The sequence below is a fragment of the Flagellatimonas centrodinii genome (genome assembly GCF_016918765.2).
Lineage (GTDB): Bacteria > Pseudomonadota > Gammaproteobacteria > Nevskiales > Nevskiaceae > Polycyclovorans > Polycyclovorans centrodinii.
Map to the genome: position 1 here is coordinate 1,610,609 of NZ_CP092104.1, position 25,903 is coordinate 1,636,511.

The following is a 25,903-nucleotide window of genomic DNA, read 5'->3' on the forward strand; positions in this document are numbered from 1 at the left end:
GTTCGGTCACGCCGGCCTAGAAGCGGTACTGCAGCTTCACTGACGCCATGTCGACATCGGTATCGTCCAGCGCCATGCGGTCGTACTCGAGCCGCAGCTGAGGGCCGGGACCTTCACCAAAGCGGACCCCGAAACCGTAGAAGGTGTCATCCCCATCAGTTTGGGTCACTGATGAGGGCAGGAAGCCGGGGCCGTCAAGCTCCGCGTCCCACCACAGCTGGCCGATCTTGGCGAAAGGCGCGACGCCGCCCAGCGGAATATGGACGAGGGCGGCGGCAAAGGTGCCGTCGGCGCTCACCGAAAGATCCCCGTCGCGGGAATCACCGAAATCGACATAGCCGCCTTCAAGGCTGAAGACCGGGTTGAACTGGGCGCCGGCGTGGACATTCCACGACCATCGGTTGTCCTTGAACTCGTCGTCGTTATTGAGAAAATCGTCTTCGTTCAGCCGGTAGTAGCCCGCGCCACCGCCGAAGTAGACGCCGGGGCCGTCGTTGGCCGAAACCACGGCGGGGAAGGCGGCGAGACTGCCGGCCAGGGCGATGCCGGGCGCGAGGATGCCAATCTTTTTCATTTTGCTCTCCATGTGCTTTCAAAGGCTTGAAACAACGGCTGAACCCTATCGCCGGCTGCCTGACGCCCACCTGAACGAAGCCCGGGACTATGATTCAGCCTTCATCAATAGAAGGGGAGAACAACCATGCTCACCGCGCACGCCATGCTGCAACCCGTCGTCGCCCTGGTGCTCTGGTCCATGGTCATGTGGCTGTGGATGTATGTCACCCGCATTCCTGCCATCCAGGCATCACGAATGAAGCTCGATCCCGAGCTCCCCAACGGCCAGCAGATGAGCACCCTGCCGGCCCGGGTGCGGTGGAAGGCCGACAACTACAACCACCTCATGGAACAGCCCACCATCTTCTACGCCGCCGCCCTGGTGCTGGCGGTTGTGGGCGATGCCAGTCAGGTCAGCCTCGGCCTCGCCTGGGCCTATGTGGGGCTGCGGGTGGTGCACAGCGTATTCCAGGCCACCGTCAACAAGATCGAAGTGCGCTTCGCCATTTTTGCCCTCAGCTCGCTGGTGATGGCGGCGCTGGCTGTGCGGGCTGCGATGCAGGTGTTCTAGCCCGCCATTCGTCATTACGCGAAGGGCGGAACCCCTACCGTGTCATCGCGAGGGCTGCACCCTACTTTGTCATCACGAGGGCTGTACCCTGTTTTGTCATCGCGAGGGGCACACCCTACTTTGTCATCGCGAGGGGCCTAGCCCCGCGGCGATCTCGTCCGACCGGCACTGCCACGCCCATGAGATTGCCGCGCGCCCTGCGGGCGCTCGCAATGACAAAGTAGGGTGCGGTGCTCGCAATGACAAATGAAGGGTGCGGTGCTCGCGATGACAAATGAAGGGTGCGGTGCTCGCGATGACAACGGAAGGGTGTAGGGCGCGCAACGCCGGCGGGACTTCGGGTTTTCCGCCGTCGCGCGTATAGGCTGGATGACGCATCGTTCTGGAGGAAGCGCGATGTCCGACCATCCCCGGGCAGAAGACCCGGTCACACCGGCAGCCGATGCTGCCGACGAGACCCCTCACGCCCGGGAGCGCGCCCATGCCGCCGTCGTCGCCAATCTGCTCCGCGAGCACAACAAGACGCTGGTGCGGTTTCTGGTCACCCGCCTCAACTCCGTGGCCGAGGCCACCGGGTGGCGCAGAACCTCGCCATCGACCGCCTGCGTCGGCGCACTGCCCACGGCATGGTGGTGTCGGCCGAGCCGGAGATCATCGAAGCGGCCGAAAACCTTTGCGACCGACTTCGGTGGTTGAGGGCGGGGTTTTTCCGCCGCCTTTTTTGCCACGATAGCGGGGCAGTCCGTTTCTCCTCGAAGGGGAGTCAATCCTGCAGGGAAGCGTGGCAGTTCAGGCGCCGCTCAGGCGATGCCGGGCAAACTGGAAATTCGTTCTACTGCTTGGAGTCCGGTCATGCATCATCCGTCCTGGTCGATACAGCTCGTCGCGGGTGTGGGTTTGGCGCTGAGCTTGGCGCTGGTAACTGCGGTGCAGGCGGCGCCGCCGGAAGGCAAAGGCAAGCCGCATAAGCATCATGCTGATAGCGCCGTGCGTGGTGTCGACGTGTTGGTCCGTGCCGGGATCGGCGCCGGCGATGCGCGTGCGCTGGCGCTGCAGCATGGCCTGACCGGCTATGGCGAGCTGCCGCCGGGTATCCGCAAGAATCTGGCGCGCGGCAAGCCGTTGCCGCCGGGGATCGCCAAGAAGGTGGGTTCGCCGACATTTATTCAGGAATTGCCCCGCCACGATGGCTACGAGTGGCGGGTGGCCGGGAATGATCTGGTGCTAGTGTCCTTGGCCTCGCAGGTGATTGCCGACGTTCTGGTCGACATTTTTCGTTGAGGGTGGGGCTTGGCGGCATTCGTGACGGCGTCGCGTTGAAGTTTGGGGCGCGCCGTATGTGTTGTTGTCATTGCGAGCCCGCGTAGCGGGCGTGGCAATCTCGGCCGGTGGGCAGTGCAACGGATACGCGGGGGAGTGCTGCGAATGAACCTTCGCACTGGCCATCGTGGCGACACGTCACTCTGTTAGTCCACCCCGGCCCCGGCTTTCATGCCGGGTCGTTCACCCCGCCTGCGAGCAGTGCTCGCAACAACGGCGGGGTTCACCCTGGCGACACGTTGCTTTGCTAATTCACTCCGGCCCCGGCATCCATGCCGGGTCGTGAGCCCCTCTTCGAGCTGTGCTCGAAGAGGGGCTCACCCAAATGAATCAGGCGGGGTGGGGTGGGGGGCGGTAGGGTCTGGCGGACAATGCCGGGTGCTGCGCAAGGCGCGGTGGCGGTGGGGTGCGGAGGCGCCCTCGAGCCCATTCATTACAGATAAACAGGTGCGTTATGGCGGGTGTATTCAAGGATCTGCAGGTGCTGGACCTGAGCTGGGGCATTGCCGGGCCGATGACCGGCATGCTGCTGGCCGACAACGGCGCCACGGTGACCAAGATCGAACCGCCGGGGGGCGACCCGTTTCGCGGCCAGCTGGGCTATACGGTATGGAACCGGGGCAAGCGCAGCGCGGTGCTGGACCTGAAGACGGCTGACGACAAGGCCGCGCTGCTGGCGCTGGTGCGTACGGCGGATGTGCTGATCGAGTCCTATGCGCCGGGGGTCACCGCCCGGCTGGGTATTGACTACGACACGCTCAAGGCGCTGAACCCGAAGCTGGTGTACTGCTCCATCACCGGCTACGGCACCGACGACAACGAACACCGCGATCGCCCGGCCTACGATGCGCTGGTGCAGGCACGCTCCGGCCTGATGTGGGAGCAACGCGGCTGGGCCGAGGGGGCGCTGAATCATCTAGCCGGTCGTGAAGATCCCTTCCCCGATCTGGACATTCCGTATGACTGGGTGCAGGGCGCGCCGCGGCCCGGCCCGCTGTTTCCGGCTTCGCACTGGCCGAGCCTGGGGGCGTTCTTCTCGGCCTCGGTGGGTATCAGTGCCGCCATCCGTGCGCGCGGCATCACTGGCCGGGGGCAGAAGGTGGAAACCTCGCTGCTGCAGGGCGCCTTTGCCGGCGCTGCCGGCGTGTGGATGCGCGCCGAGAACATCGATCCGGACGGCTTCGATTCCTGGATTCTCGGCTGCAAGGCGCCGAAGGGGCACTTCGAGTGCAAGGACGGCAAGTGGATCCACAACTGGGTGCCCAACCCGCGCTTCATCCTGCAGGCGTCGGAGGGCGATAACCTCAACGCCACGCCGAACCTCACGGTACAGAACGACCCGGACCGCTTCGGCACCGGGCCGGAAGAGCTGCTGGTGATGTCGCACTACCAGCCGATCCTGGCCGAGGCGGTGAAGAAGTTCACGGCGCAGGAATGGGTGGATGCCGCCGAGAAGGCGGAGATGACCATGCAGGACATCCGCTCGGTGGAAGAGTCGCTGGCCGATCCGTTGTTCCTCAAGGACGGCTGCGTCACCGAAACAGAAGATCCGACGCTGGGGCGCATCCGCACCGTCGGCACCGCCTACAAGATGAGCAAGACGCCGGGGCAGCTCGGCACGCGCTCGCCCAGCGTCGGCGAGCACACCGATGCGGTGAAGGCCGAGGCACAGAAGATTCTCGCCGAGGCCCGTGCCGAAGCGGCGGCGGCCAACGCCGGCAAGTCGCTGAAGGCGCCGCTGGAGGGCATCACCGTGCTCGACCTCGGGCTGGCGATCGCCGGGCCGTTCGGTACCCAGTTGCTGTCGGACCTGGGCGCCACCGTGATCAAGATCAATGGCCTGTACGACCTCTTCTGGCATCGCGTACACATCGCCTACATGGCCAACCGCGGCAAGCAGAGCATCACCCTCAACCTGAAAGACCCGCGGGCGATGGAGGTGTTCCTCAAGCTGGTGGACGAGGCCGATGTGGTGCATCACAACATGCGCTACGAAGCGGCGGAGCGCTTGAAGATCGACTACGAGAGCCTGAAGCAGCGCAAGCCCGATCTCATCTACTGTCACACCCGCGGCTTCGAGACCGGCAAGCGCGCCGGCCTGCCCGGCAACGACCAGACCGGCGCCTGCCTGTCGGGTATCCAGTACGAAGACGGTGGCATGGCCCGCGGTGGCAAGCCCTTGTGGAGCCTCACCAGCTTCGGCGATACCGGCAACGGTTTCCTGTCGGCGGTGGCGGTGATCAACGCGCTGTATCACCGCGACCGCACGGGCGAAGGTCAGATGGTGGACACCTCCATCATCAATGCCGCGCTGCTCAACACCTCGTATGCCGTTGCCACACCGGACGGCAAGGGCTTCGAGCGGCCACAGATCGACGGCATGCAGTTCGGCTTTTCCGCCGGGCATCGCATTTACGAAACGGCGTCCGGCTGGCTGTGCGTGGTGCTCGCCAACGACGGCCATTGGGATGCGCTGTTTGCGGCCACTGGCCTGTCGGAACTGGCCACCGATGCGCGGTTCACCGATGCCGCAGCGCGGCGACAGCACGACGCCGAGCTGGCCGACATGATTGCGGCGAAGCTGAAGTCCGCCAGTGCCACCGAGTGGTTCGCCAAGCTTGATGCTGCTGGCGTACCGGTGGAAATCGTGTCGGAAGACTTCTCCCGCAAGGTGCACGACACGCCAGCCTTCCAGAAGCATCAGTGGGTGGTGTCCTACGACCACCCGGTGGTTGGCAAGCTCGACCAGATCGGCCTGCTGTTCAGCCTCTCGGACACCCCCGGGGTGATCCAGGGGCGGCCGTTGCTGGTGGGCGAACACACCCAGCAGATCATGGGCCGCCTTGGTTACAGCGAAGACCAGATCAAGACCATGGAAGAGCAGTTCGCCGTGGGCTTTGTCGGCATGCCGAGGATGCCGCCGCGCCGCGCCGCCTGAAAGCCCAAGCCGCTTCAGCTTGCGCGGGTGCCCGCATCGGCGGCTGGCAGGCCGTCGATGATGGTGGCGTCAGACGGCGTCAGCCCTGGTCGTGACGCCATCATCTGCGCCTGCATGATCTGGTCGACATTGACCAGACGGGGGTTGTCCAGCACTTGCTGCAGTCGGGCGCGATCAAGGTGTCCGGTCCACCGCGCCACCACCAGCGTGCCTACCCCGTTGCCGGTGAGGTTGGTCAGTGCGCGCGCCTCCGACATGAAGCGGTCGATGCCAACGATCAGGGCAATGCCCGCCAGCGGAATGATGCTGTCGAAGGCCGCCAACGACGCGGCAAGCGTGACCAGACCGGCGCCGGTGACACCGGCAGCCCCATTGGACGAGATCAGCATGAACACCAGCAGGCCGATCTGGGTGGCGATGGGTACGTCAATGCCAAAGGCCTGGGCGATGAAGATCGCTGCCATGGTCATGTAGATGGCGGTGCCGTCGAGGTTGAACGAGTAGCCGGTGGGGATCGTCAGGCCGACCACCGAGCGTTCGGCTCCGGCGGCTTCCAGCTTGATCAGCATGCGCGGCAGCACGGTTTCGGAGGATGAGGTGCCGAGCACGATCAGCAGTTCATCCTTGATGTAGCGGATGTACTTGAAGATGCTGAAGCCGCACCACCAGCAGATCGGCCCCAGTACACCAAACAGGAACAGCAGGCAGGTGATGTAGAAGCTGACCATGAAATGGGCCAGCGAGCCGAGGATCTGACTGCCGTACTGGCCGATGGTGAAGGCCATGCCCCCCATCGCCCCGATCGGCGCCAGCCACATCACGATCTTGATGATGCCGAACATCACCTTGGCGACAGTATCCAGCGCGTCAACCGCGCCCTGGGCCCGCGGTCCGAGCATGGTGATGGCGCAGGCCACCAGCACGGCCAGCACCAGCACCTGAATCAGCTGACCCTCGACGAAGGCGCCGAAGAATGAGTGCGGCACAAGGTTGAGAATAAAGCCGGTGACACCGCCGCCGTCGAGCGCGCCGGCAGTGCGCAGGGTGGCTTCCGCGGTGGAGGCATCAAAGGTGGCGAGGTCCAATCCCAGCGACGCGCCGGGCGCCATCAGGTTGATCGTGACCAGGCCGATGCCAAGCGCAAATATGGTGGTCACATGGAAGTACACCACAGTACGCAACGCCAGGCCGCCGGCTTTGGCCAGATTGCCGAGACTGGCAATGCCGACCGCGACGGTTGCGAAGATGGTGGGCGCGATCACCACTTTCACCACCTTGATGAACAGGTCCGCCATCCATTTCATGCGGGCGCCAATCTCGGGGGCCAGAAGACCGATCAGAACACCGGCCGTGATGCCCACCAGGACCCAGAAGTAGAGGTGATGCCAGAACGGCTTGCGGCGCTGCGAGATCGCGGCGGGAGAATCGGTCATGGTGCTCATGGGGTGCCTCAGGCTGCGCGGACCCGTGTTGGTCGCGATGCATACTGTCAGCGCGTCGGCAGATCACCAATAACGCATTGGTACTAGGCGGGCGAAGCATGTCGGCCTGGTCGTTGCGAGCCCGCCCTCAATGTCATTGCGAGCGCCCGTCCTCCCTGTCATTGCGAGCGCCCGCCCTCCCCGTCATTGCGAGCGCCCGCAGGGCGCGTGGCAATCTCACCCGGAGCGCTGAACGCCACATCACGAGATCGCCGCGCCGCTTCGCGGCTCGCGATGACAGTGAAGGGTGCTGCGGGCCGCGATGACAGGAAACGGTGCTTCGGGCTGCGATGACAGGGAACAGGACTTCGGGCGGCGACGACAGGGAACGGTACTTGGGGTGCGCGGTGATGGGGAAGGGGCGCCGCCGCTCGCGATGGGGCGCTGGCTGCGCCAAGATGGCGTATGTATGACGCGCCCCGACCCCGAGCCCAGATCGCCGCCATCACGCTGGTGGTGCTGCTGGCGGTGGCTGCAGTGGCCTGGGCGGCAGCGGCCGAATACCAGCGTCGCAGCCTGGCCGCCAGTGCGGCACAGGCCGGAGAGCAATTGCGGCTGCAGGACGACACCCTGCAGGCGCTGATCGAGCGCTATCGGGTGCTGCCAGCGGTTCTGGCGCTGGATCCACAGGTGCAGTCCACGCTGTCGGCTGCCGGGATCGACGACGCTGAGCGTGCCCGGCTCAACCGCAAGCTCGCCCTGATCAACGGCGCGGCGGCCACTTCGACACTGACGCTGCTGGACCGCGACGGCGTCGCGGTGGCGGCGAGCAACTGGCAATCCAGTGATAGCAATGTCGGCGTCGACTACCAGTTTCGTCCCTACTTCCAGGATGCGGTCGACCATGACAGTGCAAGCTTCTATGCACTGGGGGTCACCACCTCAGTGCCGGGATATTTTCTGTCGCAGGCGGTGCGCGATCAGGAGGGACGGTTGCTGGGCGTGGTGGTGGTCAAGCTGGTTCTGAGAATGCAGGAACAGGCCTGGAAGCACCTGCCGGATGCGGTCTTCGTCAGCGATCGTCTCGGGGTAATCTTTCTCAGCAGCCGTGATGACTGGCGCTACCGCCAGCTGCACCCGCTGGATGCGGCGGAGCTGCAACGGCTGACCGACACCCGACAGTACGGCGATACCACGCTGACCACGCTCGACCTGACGCCGGTTGACACACCGCGCGATGGGGTGCGGCGAGTCCGAGTGGCGGATATCGGTGAGGCCATGTGGTTGTCGAGACCGCTGCCGGAGCAGGGCTGGACCCTGCACGTGATGCGCTCCACCCGCCCCATCCGGATCGCCGCCCGAACCGTTGCCGCCTCGGTGGCGGCCGGCCTGTTGTTTTTCGTGTTGCTGGGGCTGTACCTGCAGCAGCGTCGCCGCATGGTGCAGCTACGCGAGCGTGGTCGGGTCGAACTGGAACGGCTGGTGGCCCAGCACGCGACCGAGATACGCACCGCGCAAGATGGTCTGGTGCAGGCGGCCCGCCGCGCCGACTACGGCGAAAGCCCGAGCCTGCAGCATCTGCCGCAGGGGGTCTGCGTGATCGATGCCGACCTGCGACTGGTGGCCTGGAACCGGCGTTATGTCGAGCTGTTCCGGTTTCCGCCGGAGCTGATCCAGGTCGGCCGCCCGATCGAAGAGGTGTTTCGTTACAACGCCGCCCGCGGGCTGCTGGGGCCCGGCCCGGTGGAGGCTGCCATCGCCCGCCGCCTGGAGCATCTGCGTGCCGGCCGTCCGCACATGCACGAGCGCGAGCGCGGCGATGGCACCGTCATCGAGATCCGCGGCAACCCGCTGCCGGACGGCGGCTTTGTGACCAGCTATGCCGACATCACCGCCTACAAGCAGGCGGCGCGCGAGTTGCGGTCACTGGCCGACACGCTGGAGCGACGCATCGAGGCCCGCACCCATGATCTCGCCGAAGCCACCGCCGAAGCGGAGCGTGCCAATCGTTACAAGACCCGGTTCGTGGCGGCCGCCGTGCATGACCTGCTGCAGCCGTTGAACGCGGCGCGGATGTTTGTCTCGGCCTTGCGCGAGCGGGTGGAGAACGACCACAGCCTGCGCGGGCTGGCGGACAGCGTCGATGGCGCGCTGTCGGCGCAGGACGAGATTCTCGGCAGCCTGCTGGACATTTCGCGGCTGGAGTCCGGCACCCTGGAGGTGCGTCGCCGTGATCTGGCGCTGGGGCCGGTGCTGGACTCGCTGGCGCGCGAGATCGGGGTGCTGGCGGAATCGCGCGGCTTACGATTCCGCTATCACCCGACGCGGGCAGTGGTGTGCAGCGACGAGGCGCTGCTGCGACGCATCGTCCAGAACTTCCTTTCCAACGCGCTGCGCTACACGGCGCGCGGCAGCATCCTGCTCGGCGTGCGGCAGGCGGGCGACGCCGTGCGGATCGAAGTCTGGGATACCGGTCCCGGTATCCCGTCGGCACAACATGCCGTGATCTTCGAGGAGTTCCGGCGGCTGGATACCGGCGGCGACCAGGGCGAACGTGGTGCCGGGCTGGGGCTTGCCATCGTCGACCGGATCGCTCGGCTGCTGGGGCATCGGGTGTCGCTGCGGTCGTGGCCGGGGCGGGGCAGCGTGTTTGCCGTCACCGTGCCCCGCGGCGATGTGCTGGCAGCGGCGGTGGCCCCGCCGCCACGGCCGCCACCGGTCAGCTCGCAGTTGAGCGGTCGCCATATCTGGTGTGTCGACGACGATCCGCGGGTGCGGGAGGGACTCGCGGCGTTGTTGGGCGGGTGGGGCTGTGAGGCGACCCTGATCGCCAGTGCGGCGCAGGCGCGGTCGCGGGTGACGGCCGCCGCGGTGCCCGACCTGGTGCTGCTGGATGTGCGCCTGGGCGACATCCTGGGGCCGGACCTGGTGCCGGACCTGCAGGCGGTCTGGGGGCGTGAGGTGCCGGTGATTCTGGTCACCGCCGAGCACGATCCAGCCCTGCGCGAGCAGGCCCGTGCGGCGGGCTGGGGCTGGCTGGCCAAGCCAGTGGCTCCGGCGGCCCTGCGGGCCTTGATGACGCAACGTCTGCTGCGGAGCCGATAGGCGCCTGGGCGGCAGAAACGCAGGCTCCTGGCCAGCGTCAGTCTTCGATCGGGGCGTCGTCGCCGGGGCCGGCATCGGGTGCCAGCGACCGCACCAGCACCGCGGCCTGGGTGCGGCTGTAGCACTCCAGCTTGCGGAGGATGGCGGTGACGTGCACCTTGACGGTGTTCTCCGCCAGCCCCAACTCGTAGGCGATCTGCTTGTTCAGCAAGCCGTCGGCGATGCACATCAGCACCCGTATTTGCTGCGGCGTCAACTGCGCCAGCTGGCTGGCAAGGCGGGCATCGGCGTCGCTGGTCTCCGCCGCATGCTCGGGAAACCAGACGCCGCCGGCCATGACCTGGCGTACGGCGTCGAGCATCTGCGAGACCGGCGCCGATTTAGGGACGAAACCGGCGGCGCCGAACTGCTCGGCGCGACGGATGGTGCGGGGGTGTGCGTTGGACGAAATGATGATGACCGGCAGCTCCGGTCGCTCGCCGCGCAGGAATACCAGTGACGAGAAGCCGCAGGCGCCGGGCATGTGCAGGTCGAGCAATACCAGGTCGATATCGGCATGGGCGCGAACGGCGTCCTCCAGCGACTTCAGGCTGGAGGCTTCGACCGGCGGCTGCCCCTGCGTCAGCGCCCCCATGGCGTGGACGATGGCGGTACGGAACAGCGGATGATCATCGGCGATGACAAGCTTCATGGGCCGATGGTCGTGCGGATGGACGGGCGGCGCAAGCCAGCCGGCATCTGCCGGGCTGCCCGCCTCATGGGCGACTGCGGGGTGCGACACGGGTGTCCAGCGCGGGTGGGATGTAGTCGCTGTCGAAGCTGCAGGTGCCGGCAAACCGCGGCTGCAGCGTGGCGCAGCGCTCGGCGATGCCGCGCGGTGTTGGCGCGGTGCCCAGGCGGATCCAGTCGAGCAGCGCGGCGGTCAGCGCGACATAGGTGACGTCACTGATGTAGCCGTGGCTGCCGTTGCGGGTGAAGGTCTGCACCAGGTGGTCACCGCTGCCACCCGCCTCCAGGGTGTCGCGGAAATAGGCATCCAGTTCGACGAAAGCGGTCGGGTCATCAATCCAGCGGGTGGTGAGCACCGGCACCGGAATCCGCCCGCCGGGATCGCTGTCGTTGGCGAAGCGCTGCACGGCGAGCGGGCTGGCCTTGTAACGGGCGACCGCTGCATTCAGCGCCGGATCGTCATCGGACCCCTGATACACCGCGCCGATATTGCCGAAGGGGCTGGCGCCGGCAGTCCGTTGGCTGACGATGTCGCGAAAGTGGAACGTGCCCCACTCCAGGTGCGACTGGATCGAGCTTTCGGGGATGCGGATCACGGCTTCCAGGGTTGCGACCCGGCGCTGCTGTTCGACACTGCGCTGCGCCGGCGGCCGGTCGAGCCCGAGGCAGTCTGCGGTGCGCGCGCGAAGTTCGGCGCGGCTCAGGCCGTCGCCCACCGGCAAGCCGATGTTGAGTGGGTAGGCCGGCTCGTCGGGCAATGGATGGTTGTGGCAGAGCGCCTGGTAGACCACGCGCAGATCGAGCCGGAAGTCATAGGACCGGGTGCCGCCGGCGAGCACGCCGCTGGTCAGCAGGACGCCGTCATAGGGGACGCTGCCGAGGGTGTCGGCAGTGAAGGTCTCTGCGGCCACGGCCGCCACCCCAGCGCCCCAGGACTGACCGTGCAGCAGGGTGTGGGTGGGGGTGGCGACATGGTCATTGAACAGGCGCCGCAGATTTTCGGTGTCTTCGGCAGCGGCGCGCACCTCGACGCCGCCCTGACGGAAGCTCGATCCGGCCCAGGCGTAACCCGCCTTCACCATCACCGCCCACCGCGACAGGTCATCGGCAGGACGCTGGGCGGTGGGTGGGTCCAGACTCGGCCCGCCGTGGGCATGCAGGATCAGCGCGCCATTCCAGGGGTCGGGGATGGCGATCAGGTAGTGGGCGCCGCGGCGGTCGCGTCCGCCGAGGCAGGCCACCGAGGCTGGAATACCGGTGGGACAGCTGACCGCCGATGGTTGGGCTTCGGCGGCGCCGGCGCCGGGGTCACCGTCCCCCGAGCCGCCGCTGCTGCAGCCGAGCACGGCCCCCGCCAGCAACAGGGCAGCGGCGGACCGCGCCCGGACCGGCGAGGGATGGCCGCCCATGTCAGTTCAACACGCCCAGCTCGAACGCCGGCTGACCGCTGGCAGCCGGGATGAAGCCATAGATCCCGTTGCTGTACAGCACGTTGCCGGTGATGTCGCCGCTGACCGCGGTAACGCCGCTCGCCGGGGTGTCGACCGTGAGGGTGGCGGTGGTTTCACCGCGGCTGAAGTCGGTTCCGGCGATGGTGACCCGTGACGGGCCACCCGCCGTGTCGAGGGTGCTGTAGTTGCCATCGGCGGCATTGGCCTCCAGCGTCGCCTGCGGGGTGAACAGCCGCAGGCCGAAGCTGGCGGTGGACTCCCGCACCAGTTGCAGTGGCACGGCGTTGCCGCTGACCAGGCCGATGATCATCGAACCGGTCAGCTCGCCGCCACTGGTGACGGCACTGCCGCCGGGATCGGTGGTGAACAGGTCGAAAGCATTGCGGTCGCTGTTGTAGGTCAGATAGCCCTTCTCGGTCACGGCACAACTGGCGGCGTAGGTGACAAAGCGGTTGCTCACCTCATCCCGGCACAGCTGGAAGGTGCCGGCATTGCGGATGCGGCCGGAGCCACCGTACGACAGCGCGGTCGCGCCGTCATGGTGGACGCCGATGGCGTTGGCGATGAAGGCGATAGGGTTGAAAACCGTCGGCGTGTCGGCGTTGTTGAAGGTGTCACGGAAGGCCAGCAGGGGCAGGAAGTTGGCACTGTCGGCCGCGGTCACACCCCCCTGCAGCACACCGCCGGACGCCAGCGTGAAAATGGCGCCAGCCTCGTTGCTGTCGTAGGTGCAGTCATCCAGCGGATCCAGCGTGCCGCTGAAGACGGTGCCGACCGTCCGCTGCAGGCTGGCATCGAGGGTGATGGTGTAGGCCAGGGTATCGGGCTGCAGGGTGACGGTCAGTTCCTCGCCCCAGCTGTTGCCGCCCTTGAAGCTCACCGGATCCACCGGCAGGAAGGGGCAGGCATCGGGGTCGGGGTTGACGGGCTCGGGTGCCGGGCTTTCGGGGCCGTCGATGCAGCCATGCAGGCCGAGACAGAACGCGGCGACGGCGAGGCCGGGCAGCAGGCGGTGCGAGGCACGGGTCAGGATGGGGGTCATGGGAGTCTCCGGATTCTTAGAACAGCACTTGCGCGCGCATGCCGATGGAACGACCCGTGTCCGGGCCCTGGAAGCTGCCGACCTTGTTGTCGGTTTCCCAGTCGACGTAGTTCAGCATCAGCCGCGCCTGGTTGTTGAGGTACCAGTTGACGCCGATGGTGGTTCGGCTGCCGTCGCCGCCATTGGGCGCATCGGTAAAGTCGTACTCGTCGGCGCGCACCGCCAGCTCGAAGGCGCCGATGCCGCCTTCGGTGACCGGCCGCAGGACCCGGGTGGTGCCCCAGAGACCGGAACGGGTCGAAAAGCCCGGCTTCTCGCCGGTGATCAGCCAGCCGGCCGAGATGGCCCAGGCATCGCGATCAATGCGGTCGGTGAGGCCGAGGAAGGTGACCGACGGTGCCGAGATACGGCGTTCGGTGTACTCGGCGAACGACCACAGGCTGCGATAGACGCCGCCCAGTTCCAGGCCATAGCCCTCGTTGCGTTCCGGGTTGGCGATGGAGCTGGACGAGACCCGCAGGTTGTCGTTGAAGTTCTGTCCGATCCGCGGCACGTTGTTGATCGAGACGACGTCATCCGCCAGCTTTTCGTAGTAGTACCAGCTGCCGAGATGGACGAAGCCGGTGCCGGTCTTCAGCGGGTTCCAGTGACCGCGCACGGTGTAGGTGATGGAATCGCTCTCATCGCCGGTGTTGTCGATCTGGTCGCCGGCGATGCTGGTGCCGAGGTGCCAGGTACGACCGAATATCTTGAGGTGGGCGCCGAGGCCGTAGTAGCCGTTGACCGAAGCGCCGACCTGCGCCACCGCATTGCGCTCCATGAAGGGGTTGCGCGACAGGGTGCCGGAGCCATCGATGCTGCGGTCCTTCAGCCGGTTGCCGAGAAAGCCTTCCATCGGCAGGCCGAGGGCGTGCCAGCGCCAACCGAGCCAGGCGTCCTTCACCGAGATGTCCTGGTCCGCGAAGTCGGCGTCGACCTTGTATCGCATGTTGCCGATGCTGCCCTGCGCGCCGAGGCGGATGGCGCGCATCTCGGTGCCGCTGATGTTGCGGTCGTCGAAGGCGGAGCCGTCGGTGGTGGAGACATCGAGGGCGACGCGGCCGCGCACATGCAGACGGTAGAAGCCGTCGGCGCTGCGGAATTCGGGGCCGCCACGGCGCCAGCTGGTGCTGCCGTTGGTGTTGCCGGTGCTGGCGCCGGCGCCGAGGCTCATCTGGGTGAGCTGCAGCTGGAGCGCCTCGACCTCATCCTGCAGCGCCTCAACGTCGGCGCTGGCGGTCGGCGTGGACTGCCCGGCCTCAAGACCATCGAGCCGGCGTTGCAGCGCTTCGATCTGTGCGCTTTGCTGTTCCAGGCGCCGCAGCAGGGTGTCCTCGGCGGTGTCGGCCAGCACCGGTGGCGACAGCAGGCCGGCACCCAGTACGCCGGCAATGGCAGTGGTTCGGAAGGCGTTCATGAATCTTCTCCTGGTCTGTCCGGCGCGGAGTGCCGATCGGGTCGTGTCGTGTTGAGGCCGGGGCTTCAACGAGGTGTGGGGGTGCGGCGCATGAAGCCCTGGCCGCGTGCCCAGCGGCTGAACAGCAGCGGCCAGGCCGCGGGTTCGGTCCCCGGCCGGCCCAGTCCCCAGCTATGGCCGCCGGTATCGAACAGCCGCAGCTCGGCGGTAATGCCCTGGGCCTGCAGCGCCTCGAACAGCACCTGGCTGTGGCCGGGGCTGGCGATGGGATCGTCCAGGCAGTGCACCAGGAACATCGGCGGGGTGCTGGCGTCGACATGCAGCTCCGGCGAGTAGGCCTGCTCGACATCGGGTGCGCGGTCCATGTGTTGCCGGGTGCGGGTGGTGTCCAGCGGTGGTCGCATCGACACCACCGGATACAGCAACACCACGAAGTCCGGACGGGCTGACAGCGTGTCGATGGCATCTGCGGGGGGGTAGAAGGCATGGGCATGGCGGGTGCCCGCTACCGCGGCCAGGTGGCCGCCAGCGGACATACCGAGCAGGCCGATCTGGGCCGGGTCGATGCCGAATTCGTCGGCGCGTGCCCGCAGGATCCGCAGCGCGCGCTGGCCATCCTGCACCGGCGCGGCCGGATCCCAGCCATCGGCGGGCAGCCGGTAGTAGAGCACCGCCGCGGTCACCCCCACCGACGCCAGCCATTGGGCCACCGGCACGCTGCCGCGGCCGATCTGGATCCGGAAATAGCCGCCGCCACCGGCGATGATCACGGCGGTGCCGTTGGGGCGCTCGGGACGAAAGATTTCCATGCGGGCGCGGGAGATGTTGCGAACCGCGCCGGTGCCGCTGCCCTCACGGCCGACACGCTCGGGCCCGTTGACCGGCGAGGCGGCGGTGACAGTGGCGGGCCACAGGTCGATCACGACGGGCGCGTCCGCCTGCGCAGTGCCGCACAGCAGCAGGCCGGCAATCATGGCCGTCAACGGCCATCGAAATGCGGTCATCGGGTCGTCTCCTCTCCGTCTGGATGGATGCCGGATCGTCGGGTGTCCGGCTGTTAGCGTTGTACGCGCTCGCGGACGGGGCTCCAATAACTCATTGGTGTTAGGGAACCTCTGCAAAACTACTGCGCTCGGCATCTTGAGTGCCGGCGGTGCTCGAAATGCTCATGTATTGACCCATACACTGTGCTTTCTGCGCTCCGACGGCACTCACCATTTCGTCTGGAACGAAAATGGCGCGTCAGCCCCGAGGGGTCAGGCACAGGGATGTGCCTGACAACCTGCCTTCGCTCGCGACGTTTTTCAGAGGTTCCTTGGGCGTCGCTCAGGCGGCCCGGCGGTCCGGTCCGGTCGCGACTGGTCAAAACGGATGACGACCGCGACGGGGGTGCAGGGCAGCCTGTCGGCACAACATCAACCGGGGAGACGCCATGACGCTGTCACCGCAGCAGGTCGAGGCGCGTGCAGTCGCCATGCAGCAGGCGTTCGTCGAGGCGGCGGCCCGCAATGAGTGGTCCTGGCTGGCCGACGCCTTCTACGCAGAAGACTGCGTCTATCTCTGTGAGTACGGCGGCACCCTGCGGGTGCAGGCCAACAGTCGCGAGGAGATTCGCGAAACCCATTACGGGCGCGATATGCGGGTGGGGTGGGAGGGCTGGAGCTTCCCCATCGAACGGTTCACCACCCACGGCAACCGGATCATCACCCATTGGTGGAATCGCGGTCCCGGACAGCGGCCGGGCGGGGGGTACTATCAGACCCCGGGGGTGTCGTTCATTACCGTCGGCGACGATGGTCTGTTCACCGAGCAGCTGGACCTGTTCGATCTCGCCCACCAGATGCACCTGTGTGACGAGCTGGAGGCGGCTGGTCTGCTGTCCCCCGTGCTCAAGGCCAACTGGGTGGTGCCGACCAAGCGCCGCCTCATCGCCATGTTGTCGGTCAACCTGCCTGCCGCGGGTTGACTCACCCTTTTGTGGCAGGCAGCCGCGCGGCCCGCCGCCTAGTCTTCCGATCACTCCTTTTCAGAGCCCACCATGAGTACTCCCGATACCCCGGCGGCCAAGCCGATCCGGATGCCACCGATCGTCACCCCGGATGCCAAGTTCTTCTGGGATGCCTGTGACCGCGAGGAATTCGTGGGTCAGCGTTTCCGCGCCAGCGGCAAGTTCTACTTCCCGCCACGGCCGATGTGTCCGGAGACGCACACGCTGGAGCACGACATCGTGCCCTTGTCCGGTCGCGGCACGGTGGTGTCCTGGGTGATGCCCCGGCATCCACCCCCGTTCGGATTCCGCGAGCCGCCGATCGTCGCCATCATTGCCCTGGAGGAGGGGATTCGCTTCGTCTCCAACATCGTCGGTGTGTCATTGGAAGAAGTGACCGAGGGCATGGCGGTGGAAGTCACCTTCGAGCCGACCATCAACAATCACAAGGTGCCGGTGTTCCGGCCTGCAGGGAGTCGCTGACATGGCCCGCAGTTTTCAGGAAGCGGCCATCGCCGGGATTGGCCAGACCGAGTTTTCCAAGGAATCCGGCCGCAGCGAACTGCAGCTGGCCGCCGAGTGTTCGCTGGCCGCTTGCCAGGATGCCGGCGTCAATCCGCAGGACATCGACGGCATGATCACCTTCACCATCGACAACAGCGACGAGATCGGTCTCGCGCGGGCGCTGGGGGTGAAGGACCTGGCCTACACCACGCGCATCCCCGGCGGCGGTGCGGCGGCGGCGGCGACGCTGTACCAGGCGATGGCACTGGTCAATGCCGGGCTGTGCAACAACGTGCTGATCTGGCGCGCGATGAACGAGCGCAGCCAGTACCGCTTCGGCCAGAATCCGACGGACATGAAGGGCTACACCGGCGGTCACGGCACCGGTACGCTGCTCTGGTGCATTCCCTTTGGCGCCATGACGCCGGCCAGCTGGGCCGGGCTGTCGGCGCGACCCTACATGCTCAAGTACGGGGTCACCAACGAAGACCTCGGACGGGTGTCGGTGGTGCAGCGGCAACATGCCGCGACCAACCCGAATGCCTGGTTCTACAACAAGCCGATCACGCTGGAAGATCACCAGAACTCGAAGTGGATCATGGAGCCGGTACTGCGCCTGCTCGATTGCTGCCAGGAAAGTGATGGTGGCGTCGCAATTCTGGTGACCAGCCTTGAGCGCGCGCGGGATCTCCGGCAGAAGCCGGTCAAGCTGCTGGGGGCGACCCAGTCGATTCCCTACAACGTGGAAGTGATCTCCAACTTCTACCACGACGATCTCACCATCATGCCGGAGGCCCACGGCGTGGCGAAGCGGCTGTGGCGGCAGACCGGGCTCAAGCCCTCCGAGATGCAGGCGGCGATGATCTACGACGCCTTCACCCCGCAGGTGCTGACGCAGCTGGAAGCCTTCGGCTTCTGCAAGCCGGGCGAGGCCAAGGATTTCGTCAAGGACGGGCATATCGGTTTGGGCGGCAGCTTGCCGATCAACACCAACGGCGGCCTCATCGGCGAGGCCTACATCCACGGCATGAACAACATGATCGAGGGCGTGCGACAGGTGCGCGGCACCTCGGTCAACCAGGTACAGCGGGTGCAGAACGTGCTGGTGACCTCGGGGATGGCCGCGGCTGTGCTGGGTCGCGACTGACGCCCTCGGCAACCGATGCACCTGACGCTCGACACCGGCCTGACGCTGCCGGGTGAACCACCGCTGACGGTGGCGGCATCGCTGTGGTGGCCGCGACAGCCGCCCACCGCTGTGCTGGTCTGCCTGCCGGGCGGCAACATGAACCGCCGCTACTACGACTTGCAGGTGGCCGGCGCGGTGCCGACGTTCTCGTTCGCCGAAGCGATGGTCGCCGAGGGCTTCCTGGTGGCGGCGCTGGATCATCTGGGCGTCGGCGACAGCAGCCGCCCTGAAGATGGTTGGGTGCTGACGCCGGAACTGCTGACCGCCGCCAATGCGGCGGCCGTTGCTGCGCTGCTGACGGGCCTTCGCAGCGGCACGCTGGTGCGCGACCGGCCGTCGCTGCCGGCGCTGCGGGCGCTGGGCGTCGGCCATTCGATGGGGGCGATGATGACCCTGCTGCTGCAGGCGGCATCAGCGCCGTTTGCCGGCCTGGCACTGCTCGGCTTCGCCACCCGCGGGCTGCCGCAGTTCGCCCCGCCGCCGTTGCGCGACACCACCGATCCGGACGTGCTGCGGCCGCAACTGACGGCCATCGCCAAGAGCATGTTCGGCACCGCCTACCCGCGTCTCGGGGGTGGCGGTGGTGGCGGCAACCGTGCCGAACTCTACGGCTCGGCGCAGGCCGATCCCCGCGGCGTCGCCGCACTCAAGGCGGCCACCGACAACCTGCTGCCGGTGCCGGCGACGCTGTCGATGGCGCCCGGCAATGTCGCCACCGAGGCACGCGCGGTCGATGTGCCGGTATTCATCGGCGTCGGCGAGCGCGACATGACCGGACCACCCGAGGCGATCCCGGCGAGTTTCCCGGCGAGCCCGGCCGTGACCCTGGAGGTGTTGCCGGATACCGGCCACAGCCACTTTCTGTTCCCCAGCCGCAGCCGGCTGTTCGCCCGGCTGGGGGCCTGGGCGCGTGACCTCATGCATTAGGAGGGGGCAGCGCCGGCACGCCCTCGCGTAGCATCCGCTGCAGCAACCCTTTTGACATTTCCCGATCAGGAGACACAGGACCATGACGACCGTGGCACTCAAGGCCGGCGCGCGCTTCAAGAGCGCGGTCTGCGATACCCAGGTAATGGTGGTGAAAGCCCCCGCCGGCGACCATGCACTGCAGTGCGGTGGCGCCCTGATGCTGGCGGCTGCCGCGACCGCGGACGGCAGTGCCACACTTGATGCCGCCCACAGCGCTGGCACCCTGATCGGCAAGCGCTACGTCAACGCCGATGAGAGCATCGAGCTGCTGTGCACCAAAGGCGGACAGGGCAGCCTGGCGCTGGACGGTACCGCGCTGGACGTGAAGCAGGCCAAGCAGCTGCCCTCGTCCGACTGAACCGCCGCGCCGACGCAAGCTCATGAACATTTCGATGATTCTCGACATGGCTGCCGAAGCCTTCGGCGACCGCGTCGGCGTGGTGCAGGGCGAACAGCGCTGGACCTACGCCGCATTGCATCAGGCGGCGCAGGCTGCGGCGCAGATGGTGAAGGCACGCGGGGTCGAGCGGCTGGTGGTGCTTGACGTGAGCAGCCCTGCGGTGCCGATCGCGATCTTCGCGGCGGCCTATGCCGATGTGCCCTATGTGCCGCTCAACTATCGTCTGACGCGGTCCGAGATCAATGCCCTGCTCGACCGGGTGACCCCGGCACTGCTGGTGGTGGGCGAAGCCTATGCCGATCAGGTGGACGCCCGTGACGGCCTGCAGGTCATCACCACCGATGCGTTCCTGGCGCTGCAGGCCGTTGCCGATGCCCCCGCCCCGGTGCCGGCAGAGGATCCGTCGGCGGTGGCCGTGCAGCTGTTCACCAGTGGCACCACCGGCCAGCCCAAGGCCGCCATCCTGCGCCATGAGAACCTCATGGCCTACATCGTTGGCACGGTGGAGTTCGCCAGCGCCGACGAAGACGATGCCATTGTGGTGACGGTTCCGCCGTATCACATCGCCGGGATCTCCTCGGTGCTGTCGAGCACCTATGCCTGTCGCCGCATGGTGCAGCTGGAGAATTTCGAGCCGGCCGCGTGGTTGGCGGCGGTGCGGTCGGAAGCGGTCAGCAACGCTTTCCTGGTGCCCACCATGCTGGCGCGGATCGTCGAGCATCTCGATGCCCATGGAGCGTCGGCCGACGTGCCGGCGCTGCGGGCACTGGCCTATGGGGGCGGCAAGATGCCGCTGCCGGTGATTCGTCGCGCCATGGCGCTGTTTCCGGGGGTGGATTTCACCAACGCCTACGGACTCACCGAAACCAGCTCCACCGTCGCCGTGCTGGGGCCCGAGGATCATCGCACTGCGATTGCCAGCGATGACCCGCAGGTGGCCCGACGGCTGGGCTCGGTGGGGCGTGCGGCTGCGGTCGAGATCGAGATCCGTGACGAGGACGGCCGCGTGCTGGGGCCCGAGGAAGCCGGCCTGGTGTTCGTCCGCGGCCCGCAGGTCTCCGGCGAGTATCAGGCGCAAGGCAGCCAACTCGACGCCGAGGGCTGGTTCCCCACCAAGGATCGCGGCTTTCTCGATGCCGAGGGGTACCTGTTTCTTGATGGCCGGGCCGATGATGTGATCGTTCGCGGCGGCGAGAACATTTCGCCTGGCGAGATCGAAGAAGTGCTGCTGTCGCATCCCGCGGTCGCCGACGTTGCCGTGGTGGCGATGGCCGACGCACAGTGGGGCGAGGCAGTGGCTGCGGCGGTGGTACTCAAGCCCGGCGCCAGCGTGGACGAAGCCACCCTGGGGGCCCTGGTCAAGGACCGTCTGCGGTCTTCTCGGGTCCCCCAGCAGTGGCGGTTCACCGACGCGCTGCCCTACAACGAGACCGGCAAACTGCTGCGTCGCGTCATTCGCCAGGAATTTTCCGATGTTCACGCTTGACCACCAGCGCGACATCGACGCGCCGTTGGAGACGGTGTGGCAGGTGCTCACCGATTTCCCCCGCTACGGTGAATGGAATCCGTTCGTCCCGGAGGTGCGGTGCGATCTGCGGGTTGGCGGCGCCATCGAGATGCAGGTGATGCTCACTGCGAAGCCACAGTTTCAACGGGAGTGGATCAGCGAACTGACACCGCAGCAGACCTTCGGCTACAAGATGAAGCCGATGCCGCTGGGCGCCATGCGCAGCCATCGCTGGCATCGTCTGACGCCACTGGCCGACGGCCGCACACGCTATACGTCTCATTTCGAGATTCATGGCTGGATGCAGTTCCTGGTCCTCGGGCTATTCCGCAACGGTCTGGAGCGCGGCTTTCTGGGGATGACCGATGCGCTCAAGGCGCGGGCCGAGGCCCTGCACCGAGCCGCCTGACCGCGGACCTCGCGCCGATCTGGTGTACTCCCCGCATGATCGAGGGTGAGCTTCCGGTTGAGCAGATGGCGCGACGCTATGGCGCCGCGTGTCTGCAGGCTTTGGGCCTTCCGGCCGCCGGCCTGTCGCTGGTGGATGAGCATCCGGCCGACCGCGCAGCGGCTTGCGGCCTGACCGCCCTCACCGGGCTCGCCGACGGTCCGCCGCTGACTTCCATCGCCCCACTGGCGGCCGCCGCCGATGGCGTGCTGGCGGCCCTGTGGTCGCTGGCGCCGGACGCGGACCGTTCGGGCCTGACAGGCGCCGGGCTGTTGACCGAACGGGCGGCGGATTTCGGCCACGGGCGACGCGGGTGCATCTCGGCGGGGGGCAGTTGCCGGCTGCTCGCGGCTGCCGACGGACGCCTGGCGCTGAATCTGGCGCGCCCGGAAGACCGGGAGTTGCTCTCGGCCTGGCTACAGGCCGAGATCGTACCCGACGACTGGGCCGCCATCGCCCGGCAGGTTGCCGCCGGCCGGCGCGATGACTGGATCGGGCGCGGCCGCGAGATGGGACTGGCGGTGGCCGCGGATGTCATGCCCCCAGCCGCGCCCTGGGTTCAGGCCGAGGTGCGGCGGCCGGCCGTGCCCGTTCCACAACGGTTACCGCGTGTGCTGGACCTCTCGGCGCTGTGGGCGGGCCCGCTGTGCGGGCATTTGCTGCAACGCTGCGGCGCCGACGTCGTCAAGCTCGAAAGTACCGCCCGCCCCGACGGCGCCCGCCGCGGCCCCCCCGCATTTTTTGACCGGCTCAACGCGGGCAAGCGGATGGCCGCGGTCGACTTTGACTCCGCGGACGGACGGGCACGGTTGAAGGCCCTGGTGGCGGCGGCGGACATCGTCATCGAGGCGGCCCGGCCGCGGGCGTTGCGCCAGTTGGGGATCGACGCCAGCGCCTGGGTGGCCGCGCGGCCGGGGCGGACCTGGATCAGCCTGACCGCCCATGGTCGCCAACCACCGGCAGACCAGTGGATCGGTTTTGGCGATGATGCCGGGGTTGCCGGCGGCTTGAGCGCCCTGTTGTACGAGTCCACCGGACAGTCGGCGTTTGTCGGCGATGCGATCGCCGATCCGCTGGCCGGCCTGCATGCCGCGCTGGCCGCCTGGGCCGGCTGGCGACAGGGGGGCGGTTGCCTGCTTTCGCTGTCGTTGTCCGGCGTGGTGCGGCATGTGCTCCATCATGAGCTGCCGGCGACCATGACCGCGCGCCGCCGCCGTCATATCGACTGGGCGGCACGGCAACCGGCTTCGCCGGCCGTGCCGCCAGCGCGGCCCCTCAATGGCCGTGCGGCGCCGCTCGGCGTGCACACCGAAGCGGTCTGCGCTGACTGGGGGGTGGCATGCTGATCCGCGATGCCGAGCTGGCGTTTGGCCGCGATTGCGCCGACCTGCGGATCGAACATGGACGGATCACCGACATTGCGCCGCGTCTGCAGCGGCAGTCGGGCGAAGCCGAGTATCTGGCGCAGGGGGCGGCGCTGATCCCGGCGCTGCGTGATCATCACCTGCACCTGTATGCGACGGCGGCGGCGCGGACTTCAGTGGATTGTGGGCCGGCCGCCGTGGCCACCCTCGACGATCTGGCATCGGTGCTGCGCGCGGCGGACGCACGGCTGCCCGCCGGCGAGATGCTGCGGGCCGTCGGCGTCGACGACAGTCTGGCCGGTGAGGCGCGGGTACTGGATCGCGCGGTACTCGACGCGGTACTGCCGGACCGACCGGTACGGCTGCAACACCGCAGTGGGCGCCTGTGGGTGCTCAACACTGCGGCACTGGACCGGCTCGGGCCGCTGTCAGCCGATGACCCGCCGGAGCGCGACGCTCAGGGCCGACCGACCGGGCGACTGCTGGACGCCGATCGATGGTTGCGCCAGCGCCTGGGCGGCCAGCGACCGTCGCTGGCGTCCCTCAGCCGCGCGTTGGCGGGGTGGGGCGTGACCGCTGTGACGGACACTGGGCACGACAATGACCGCGATCGATGGCATGCCCTGGCGGCTGCGCAGGACAGCGGAGAATTGCTGCAGGACCTGCGGGTGATGGGTGATCGCTCGCTTGATGCGGTGGTATCGGACAGCCCGCGCCGCGCCGTCGGCGCGCGCAAGTTTCATCTTCATGAACATGATCTGCCGCCCCTCGACATGGTGGTGGCGGCGATCACCGAGGCGCACCGCGCCGGGCGCGGGGCTGCCTTTCACTGTGTCACCCGCACCGAACTGGTGTTTGCCCTGGGCGCGCTCGAGGCCGCCGGCGTGGGCGCTGACGACCGCATCGAACATGCCGCGGTAGCACCGCCGTCACTGACGTCATGGATGGCGCGGCTGGGGTTGTCAGTGGTGACGCAGCCGGTCTTCATCGCCGAACGGGGTGACCGCTACCGGCGTCAGGTCGAGGCCGACGATCAGCCCTGGCTGTATCGTCTGGCCGGGCTGCAGGCGGCGGGTGTGGGATTGGCCTTGAGCAGCGATGCCCCCTATGGCAGCGTCAATCCGTGGCGAGGCATGCAGGCGGCAGTGGATCGCCGGACAGCCAGCGGTGCGGTGATCGGCGCCGACGAGGCGCTCGGTCCCGAGGCCGCGCTGTCGGGCTACCTGGGCGATCTGGCGACTCCGACCCGACCACGACGGGTGGCCATCGGTGCGATCGCCGACCTTTGCCTGCTGCCCGCACCATGGGCGGCGCTGCGGTCGAATCTGGCCGAAATCCGGCCGCGAGCGGTCTGGCAGGGGGGGCGATGGGTCGCAGCGGCCGATCAAGGGCCCGATTTCACCTCTATGGAGTAGGCAGGGGACGCGCAAGACAGCGCATGATCGGGACCTACCACCCCGGTCGGCATGTGAGCTGACCGGTCGCCAGCAGCAGGAGGAGTCGTCAGCAATGGGTGATATCAATCTGAAGCAGTTGCTCGAGTCGAAGAGCCTGGAGCGCTGCCCGTTCCCGATCCCCGTCGGTTGGTTCTTCATCGATTTTTCGGAGAACCTGAAGGCAGGAGAGCTGCGGAACGTTTTCGTTTTTGATCAGGAGTGGGTGCTGTTCCGCACCGAGTCCGGCAAGCCCGGGATGTCCGACCCCTACTGCCCGCACCTCGGGGCCCACATGGGGCACGGCGGGTCGGTCTGCGGTGAACATCTGCGCTGCCCGTTCCACCACTGGGAGTACGACACGTCCGGCTGGTGCAAGAACATCCCCTACGCCAAGATCATGCCGCCGATCGCCAAGAAGCAGGCGATCCTGCGGACCCTGCCGATGGTCGAGAAGTACGGGATGATGTGGGCGTGGTATCACCCGCAGTGCGAGCCGCCCAGCTTCGAATTGCCGTACATCCCGGAAATGGAAGATGAAACCGGCTACGCCGGAGATCGTCGCGGCTCGTGGACGGCCGACACCTGCATCCAGGAAATCGCCGAGAACGGGGTCGACACCGCGCACCTCAAATTCCTCCATGGTGCACCTGGCATCCCGCCGGTGGATGCCACCTACGACGGCCCGCGGATGGAGTTGGATATCGGCAAGGGCTACATCGTCGGTACCGCGCATGGCCCGGGCCTCAACGTGATGCGCTTTACCCAGGAAGGGGTGACCGCCACGATGATTTCGTACACCGTGCCGGTGAGCGTCGACAAGTCGCAGATGAACATGTCGTTTCGCCATGTGGATTACCCGGAAGGTTCCAAAGAACTGCATGTGTCGAAGAAGATCATCGACCACATGATCGGGGCAGCCGAAGGCGAGGAGAGCGCTGGCTTCGAAAGCGTCGACTTTATCGTCTGGAACAACAAGAAATATCGCCCGAACCCACTGCTGTGCGACGGTGACGGGCCGGTGCTGCAGTTCCGCAAGTGGTTCAAGCAGTTCTATCCGGGCTTTGAAGGGATCGACAAGATCTGAGCCGGTGTGACATCAACACTGCGCCCGGCTCCGTACTGACGGATCGGGCGCAGTTTTACTTTCTGAGGGTCAAAAATGGCTGAGGTGGTGGTAACAGGGCGGGACGGCGTGGGGTGCACGGTGACGGCAGACAGCGGCTGTGCATTGATGGACGCCTTGCGCGATGCCGATACCGGCATCGAGGGCACTTGCGGCGGCGCCATGTCATGCGGCACCTGTCATGTCTATGTCGACCCGGTTTGGGCCGAGCGCCTGCCGCCCAAGAGTGACGAGGAGGCGGAAATGTTGGAGGCCATCAGCGATTTCGTCGAGTTGCGACCGACTTCACGGCTGTCCTGCCAGATTCCGATGGACGATTGCCTGGATGGGCTCAAGATCGAGATCGCACCGCCGGTCTGACGGCGCTCTCGTCCGAGCGGAGGATGAC

At 67.0% G+C, this 25,903-nt stretch carries 23 protein-coding genes; 16 read left to right on the plus strand and 7 right to left on the minus strand.

Annotated features, from left to right (window positions below):
- Window positions 1-16: 16 nt before the first annotated feature.
- Entirely contained in the window at window positions 17-574 is a 558-nt protein-coding gene (locus JN531_RS07520; protein WP_228348250.1) for an outer membrane beta-barrel protein, read from the minus strand.
- Between the two features lie 126 nt (window positions 575-700).
- Between JN531_RS07520 and JN531_RS07525 the strand changes: the two genes are divergently transcribed.
- The 4 genes from JN531_RS07525 to JN531_RS07540 all read left to right on the plus strand — a co-directional run bounded on the left by JN531_RS07525 (window position 701) and on the right by JN531_RS07540 (window position 5,384).
- The gene (locus JN531_RS07525) at window positions 701-1,126 is read left to right on the plus strand and encodes an MAPEG family protein (RefSeq protein ID WP_228348251.1); all 426 of its coding nucleotides are present in this window, start codon (window positions 701-703) and stop codon (window positions 1,124-1,126) included.
- 396 nt (window positions 1,127-1,522) lie between these two features.
- A complete protein-coding gene (locus JN531_RS07530; RefSeq protein ID WP_228348252.1) occupies window positions 1,523-1,822 on the plus strand; it encodes a hypothetical protein in 300 nt (99 codons plus the stop codon).
- Between the two features lie 111 nt (window positions 1,823-1,933).
- Window positions 1,934-2,407 (plus strand): anti-virulence regulator CigR family protein, encoded by a 474-nt coding sequence (locus JN531_RS07535; protein ID WP_228348253.1) that lies wholly within the window; start codon window positions 1,934-1,936, stop codon window positions 2,405-2,407.
- 493 nt (window positions 2,408-2,900) lie between these two features.
- A complete protein-coding gene (locus JN531_RS07540) occupies window positions 2,901-5,384 on the plus strand; it encodes a CaiB/BaiF CoA transferase family protein (RefSeq protein ID WP_228348254.1) in 2,484 nt (827 codons plus the stop codon).
- Between the two features lie 14 nt (window positions 5,385-5,398).
- Here the strand turns inward: JN531_RS07540 and dctA are convergent, their stop codons facing one another.
- Entirely contained in the window at window positions 5,399-6,817 is a 1,419-nt protein-coding gene (gene dctA / locus JN531_RS07545; RefSeq protein WP_436233308.1) for a C4-dicarboxylate transporter DctA, read from the minus strand.
- Window positions 6,818-7,270: 453 nt separating this feature from the next.
- Between dctA and JN531_RS07550 the strand changes: the two genes are divergently transcribed.
- Window positions 7,271-9,910 (plus strand): hybrid sensor histidine kinase/response regulator, encoded by a 2,640-nt coding sequence (locus tag JN531_RS07550; protein ID WP_228348256.1) that lies wholly within the window; start codon window positions 7,271-7,273, stop codon window positions 9,908-9,910.
- A 37-nt stretch (window positions 9,911-9,947) separates the two neighbouring features.
- Here the strand turns inward: JN531_RS07550 and JN531_RS07555 are convergent, their stop codons facing one another.
- From JN531_RS07555 to JN531_RS07575, 5 genes are all read right to left on the minus strand, one after another.
- A complete protein-coding gene (locus JN531_RS07555; RefSeq protein ID WP_228348257.1) occupies window positions 9,948-10,601 on the minus strand; it encodes a LuxR C-terminal-related transcriptional regulator in 654 nt (217 codons plus the stop codon).
- 64 nt (window positions 10,602-10,665) lie between these two features.
- On the minus strand, window positions 10,666-12,048 hold the full coding sequence (locus JN531_RS07560; RefSeq protein ID WP_228348258.1) for a hypothetical protein: 1,383 nt from the start codon (window positions 12,046-12,048) through the stop codon (window positions 10,666-10,668).
- 1 nt (window position 12,049) lies between these two features.
- Complete coding sequence (locus JN531_RS07565) at window positions 12,050-13,132, minus strand: hypothetical protein (RefSeq protein WP_228348259.1); 1,083 nt, start codon at window positions 13,130-13,132, stop codon at window positions 12,050-12,052.
- Window positions 13,133-13,148: 16 nt separating this feature from the next.
- Entirely contained in the window at window positions 13,149-14,588 is a 1,440-nt protein-coding gene (locus tag JN531_RS07570; RefSeq protein WP_228348260.1) for a porin, read from the minus strand.
- A gap of 65 nt (window positions 14,589-14,653) precedes the next feature.
- Window positions 14,654-15,592 carry an alpha/beta hydrolase gene (locus JN531_RS07575; RefSeq protein ID WP_228348261.1) on the minus strand — a complete coding sequence of 313 codons (939 nt, stop codon included), beginning with the start codon at window positions 15,590-15,592 and terminating at the stop codon, window positions 14,654-14,656.
- Between the two features lie 428 nt (window positions 15,593-16,020).
- On the opposite strand from JN531_RS07575, the gene JN531_RS07580 reads away from it, so the two are divergent.
- The 11 genes from JN531_RS07580 (at window position 16,021) to JN531_RS07630 (ending at window position 25,875) form a co-directional block, all read left to right on the plus strand.
- Entirely contained in the window at window positions 16,021-16,554 is a 534-nt protein-coding gene (locus tag JN531_RS07580) for a nuclear transport factor 2 family protein (RefSeq protein ID WP_228348262.1), read from the plus strand.
- 72 nt (window positions 16,555-16,626) lie between these two features.
- Window positions 16,627-17,058 (plus strand): Zn-ribbon domain-containing OB-fold protein, encoded by a 432-nt coding sequence (locus JN531_RS07585; RefSeq protein ID WP_228348263.1) that lies wholly within the window; start codon window positions 16,627-16,629, stop codon window positions 17,056-17,058.
- A gap of 1 nt (window position 17,059) precedes the next feature.
- The gene (locus tag JN531_RS07590; protein ID WP_228348264.1) at window positions 17,060-18,226 is read left to right on the plus strand and encodes a thiolase C-terminal domain-containing protein; all 1,167 of its coding nucleotides are present in this window, start codon (window positions 17,060-17,062) and stop codon (window positions 18,224-18,226) included.
- A 15-nt stretch (window positions 18,227-18,241) separates the two neighbouring features.
- A complete protein-coding gene (locus JN531_RS07595) occupies window positions 18,242-19,195 on the plus strand; it encodes an alpha/beta hydrolase (RefSeq protein WP_228348265.1) in 954 nt (317 codons plus the stop codon).
- An 82-nt stretch (window positions 19,196-19,277) separates the two neighbouring features.
- Window positions 19,278-19,595, plus strand: coding sequence for a hypothetical protein (locus tag JN531_RS07600; protein WP_228348266.1), 318 nt, complete (start codon window positions 19,278-19,280; stop codon window positions 19,593-19,595).
- A gap of 22 nt (window positions 19,596-19,617) precedes the next feature.
- Window positions 19,618-21,123, plus strand: a complete 1,506-nt coding sequence (locus JN531_RS07605; protein ID WP_228348267.1) for a class I adenylate-forming enzyme family protein — start codon at window positions 19,618-19,620, stop codon at window positions 21,121-21,123.
- Window positions 21,110-21,553 (plus strand): SRPBCC domain-containing protein, encoded by a 444-nt coding sequence (locus JN531_RS07610; protein WP_228348268.1) that lies wholly within the window; start codon window positions 21,110-21,112, stop codon window positions 21,551-21,553. The genes JN531_RS07605 and JN531_RS07610 overlap by 14 nt, the downstream gene beginning before the upstream one ends.
- Before the next feature lie 35 nt (window positions 21,554-21,588).
- On the plus strand, window positions 21,589-22,938 hold the full coding sequence (locus JN531_RS07615; protein WP_228348269.1) for a CoA transferase: 1,350 nt from the start codon (window positions 21,589-21,591) through the stop codon (window positions 22,936-22,938).
- Window positions 22,932-24,371 (plus strand): amidohydrolase family protein, encoded by a 1,440-nt coding sequence (locus JN531_RS07620; protein ID WP_228348270.1) that lies wholly within the window; start codon window positions 22,932-22,934, stop codon window positions 24,369-24,371. The genes JN531_RS07615 and JN531_RS07620 overlap by 7 nt, the downstream gene beginning before the upstream one ends.
- Window positions 24,372-24,465: 94 nt before the next feature.
- Window positions 24,466-25,476: an aromatic ring-hydroxylating oxygenase subunit alpha gene (locus JN531_RS07625; RefSeq protein WP_228348271.1), complete on the plus strand. Its 1,011-nt coding sequence runs from the start codon at window positions 24,466-24,468 to the stop codon at window positions 25,474-25,476.
- Window positions 25,477-25,551: 75 nt separating this feature from the next.
- Window positions 25,552-25,875, plus strand: a complete 324-nt coding sequence (locus JN531_RS07630; protein ID WP_228348272.1) for a 2Fe-2S iron-sulfur cluster-binding protein — start codon at window positions 25,552-25,554, stop codon at window positions 25,873-25,875.
- Window positions 25,876-25,903: the final 28 nt, after the last annotated feature.

Coding starts and splice junctions, on each gene's coding strand:
- JN531_RS07620 (WP_228348270.1), top strand. CDS start 22,932: ATGCTGATCCGCGATGCCGAGCTGGCGTTTGGCCGCGATTGCGCCGAC.
- JN531_RS07525 (WP_228348251.1), top strand. CDS start 701: ATGCTCACCGCGCACGCCATGCTGCAACCCGTCGTCGCCCTGGTGCTC.
- JN531_RS07520 (WP_228348250.1), bottom strand. CDS start 574: ATGAAAAAGATTGGCATCCTCGCGCCCGGCATCGCCCTGGCCGGCAGT.
- JN531_RS07630 (WP_228348272.1), top strand. CDS start 25,552: ATGGCTGAGGTGGTGGTAACAGGGCGGGACGGCGTGGGGTGCACGGTG.
- JN531_RS07625 (WP_228348271.1), top strand. CDS start 24,466: ATGGGTGATATCAATCTGAAGCAGTTGCTCGAGTCGAAGAGCCTGGAG.
- JN531_RS07535 (WP_228348253.1), top strand. CDS start 1,934: ATGCCGGGCAAACTGGAAATTCGTTCTACTGCTTGGAGTCCGGTCATG.
- JN531_RS07610 (WP_228348268.1), top strand. CDS start 21,110: ATGTTCACGCTTGACCACCAGCGCGACATCGACGCGCCGTTGGAGACG.
- JN531_RS07565 (WP_228348259.1), bottom strand. CDS start 13,132: ATGACCCCCATCCTGACCCGTGCCTCGCACCGCCTGCTGCCCGGCCTC.
- JN531_RS07585 (WP_228348263.1), top strand. CDS start 16,627: ATGAGTACTCCCGATACCCCGGCGGCCAAGCCGATCCGGATGCCACCG.
- JN531_RS07615 (WP_228348269.1), top strand. CDS start 21,589: ATGATCGAGGGTGAGCTTCCGGTTGAGCAGATGGCGCGACGCTATGGC.
- JN531_RS07540 (WP_228348254.1), top strand. CDS start 2,901: ATGGCGGGTGTATTCAAGGATCTGCAGGTGCTGGACCTGAGCTGGGGC.
- JN531_RS07575 (WP_228348261.1), bottom strand. CDS start 15,592: ATGACCGCATTTCGATGGCCGTTGACGGCCATGATTGCCGGCCTGCTG.
- dctA (WP_436233308.1), bottom strand. CDS start 6,817: ATGACCGATTCTCCCGCCGCGATCTCGCAGCGCCGCAAGCCGTTCTGG.
- JN531_RS07530 (WP_228348252.1), top strand. CDS start 1,523: ATGTCCGACCATCCCCGGGCAGAAGACCCGGTCACACCGGCAGCCGAT.
- JN531_RS07560 (WP_228348258.1), bottom strand. CDS start 12,048: ATGGGCGGCCATCCCTCGCCGGTCCGGGCGCGGTCCGCCGCTGCCCTG.
- JN531_RS07555 (WP_228348257.1), bottom strand. CDS start 10,601: ATGAAGCTTGTCATCGCCGATGATCATCCGCTGTTCCGTACCGCCATC.
- JN531_RS07600 (WP_228348266.1), top strand. CDS start 19,278: ATGACGACCGTGGCACTCAAGGCCGGCGCGCGCTTCAAGAGCGCGGTC.
- JN531_RS07570 (WP_228348260.1), bottom strand. CDS start 14,588: ATGAACGCCTTCCGAACCACTGCCATTGCCGGCGTACTGGGTGCCGGC.
- JN531_RS07605 (WP_228348267.1), top strand. CDS start 19,618: ATGAACATTTCGATGATTCTCGACATGGCTGCCGAAGCCTTCGGCGAC.
- JN531_RS07580 (WP_228348262.1), top strand. CDS start 16,021: ATGACGCTGTCACCGCAGCAGGTCGAGGCGCGTGCAGTCGCCATGCAG.
- JN531_RS07595 (WP_228348265.1), top strand. CDS start 18,242: ATGCACCTGACGCTCGACACCGGCCTGACGCTGCCGGGTGAACCACCG.
- JN531_RS07550 (WP_228348256.1), top strand. CDS start 7,271: ATGTATGACGCGCCCCGACCCCGAGCCCAGATCGCCGCCATCACGCTG.
- JN531_RS07590 (WP_228348264.1), top strand. CDS start 17,060: ATGGCCCGCAGTTTTCAGGAAGCGGCCATCGCCGGGATTGGCCAGACC.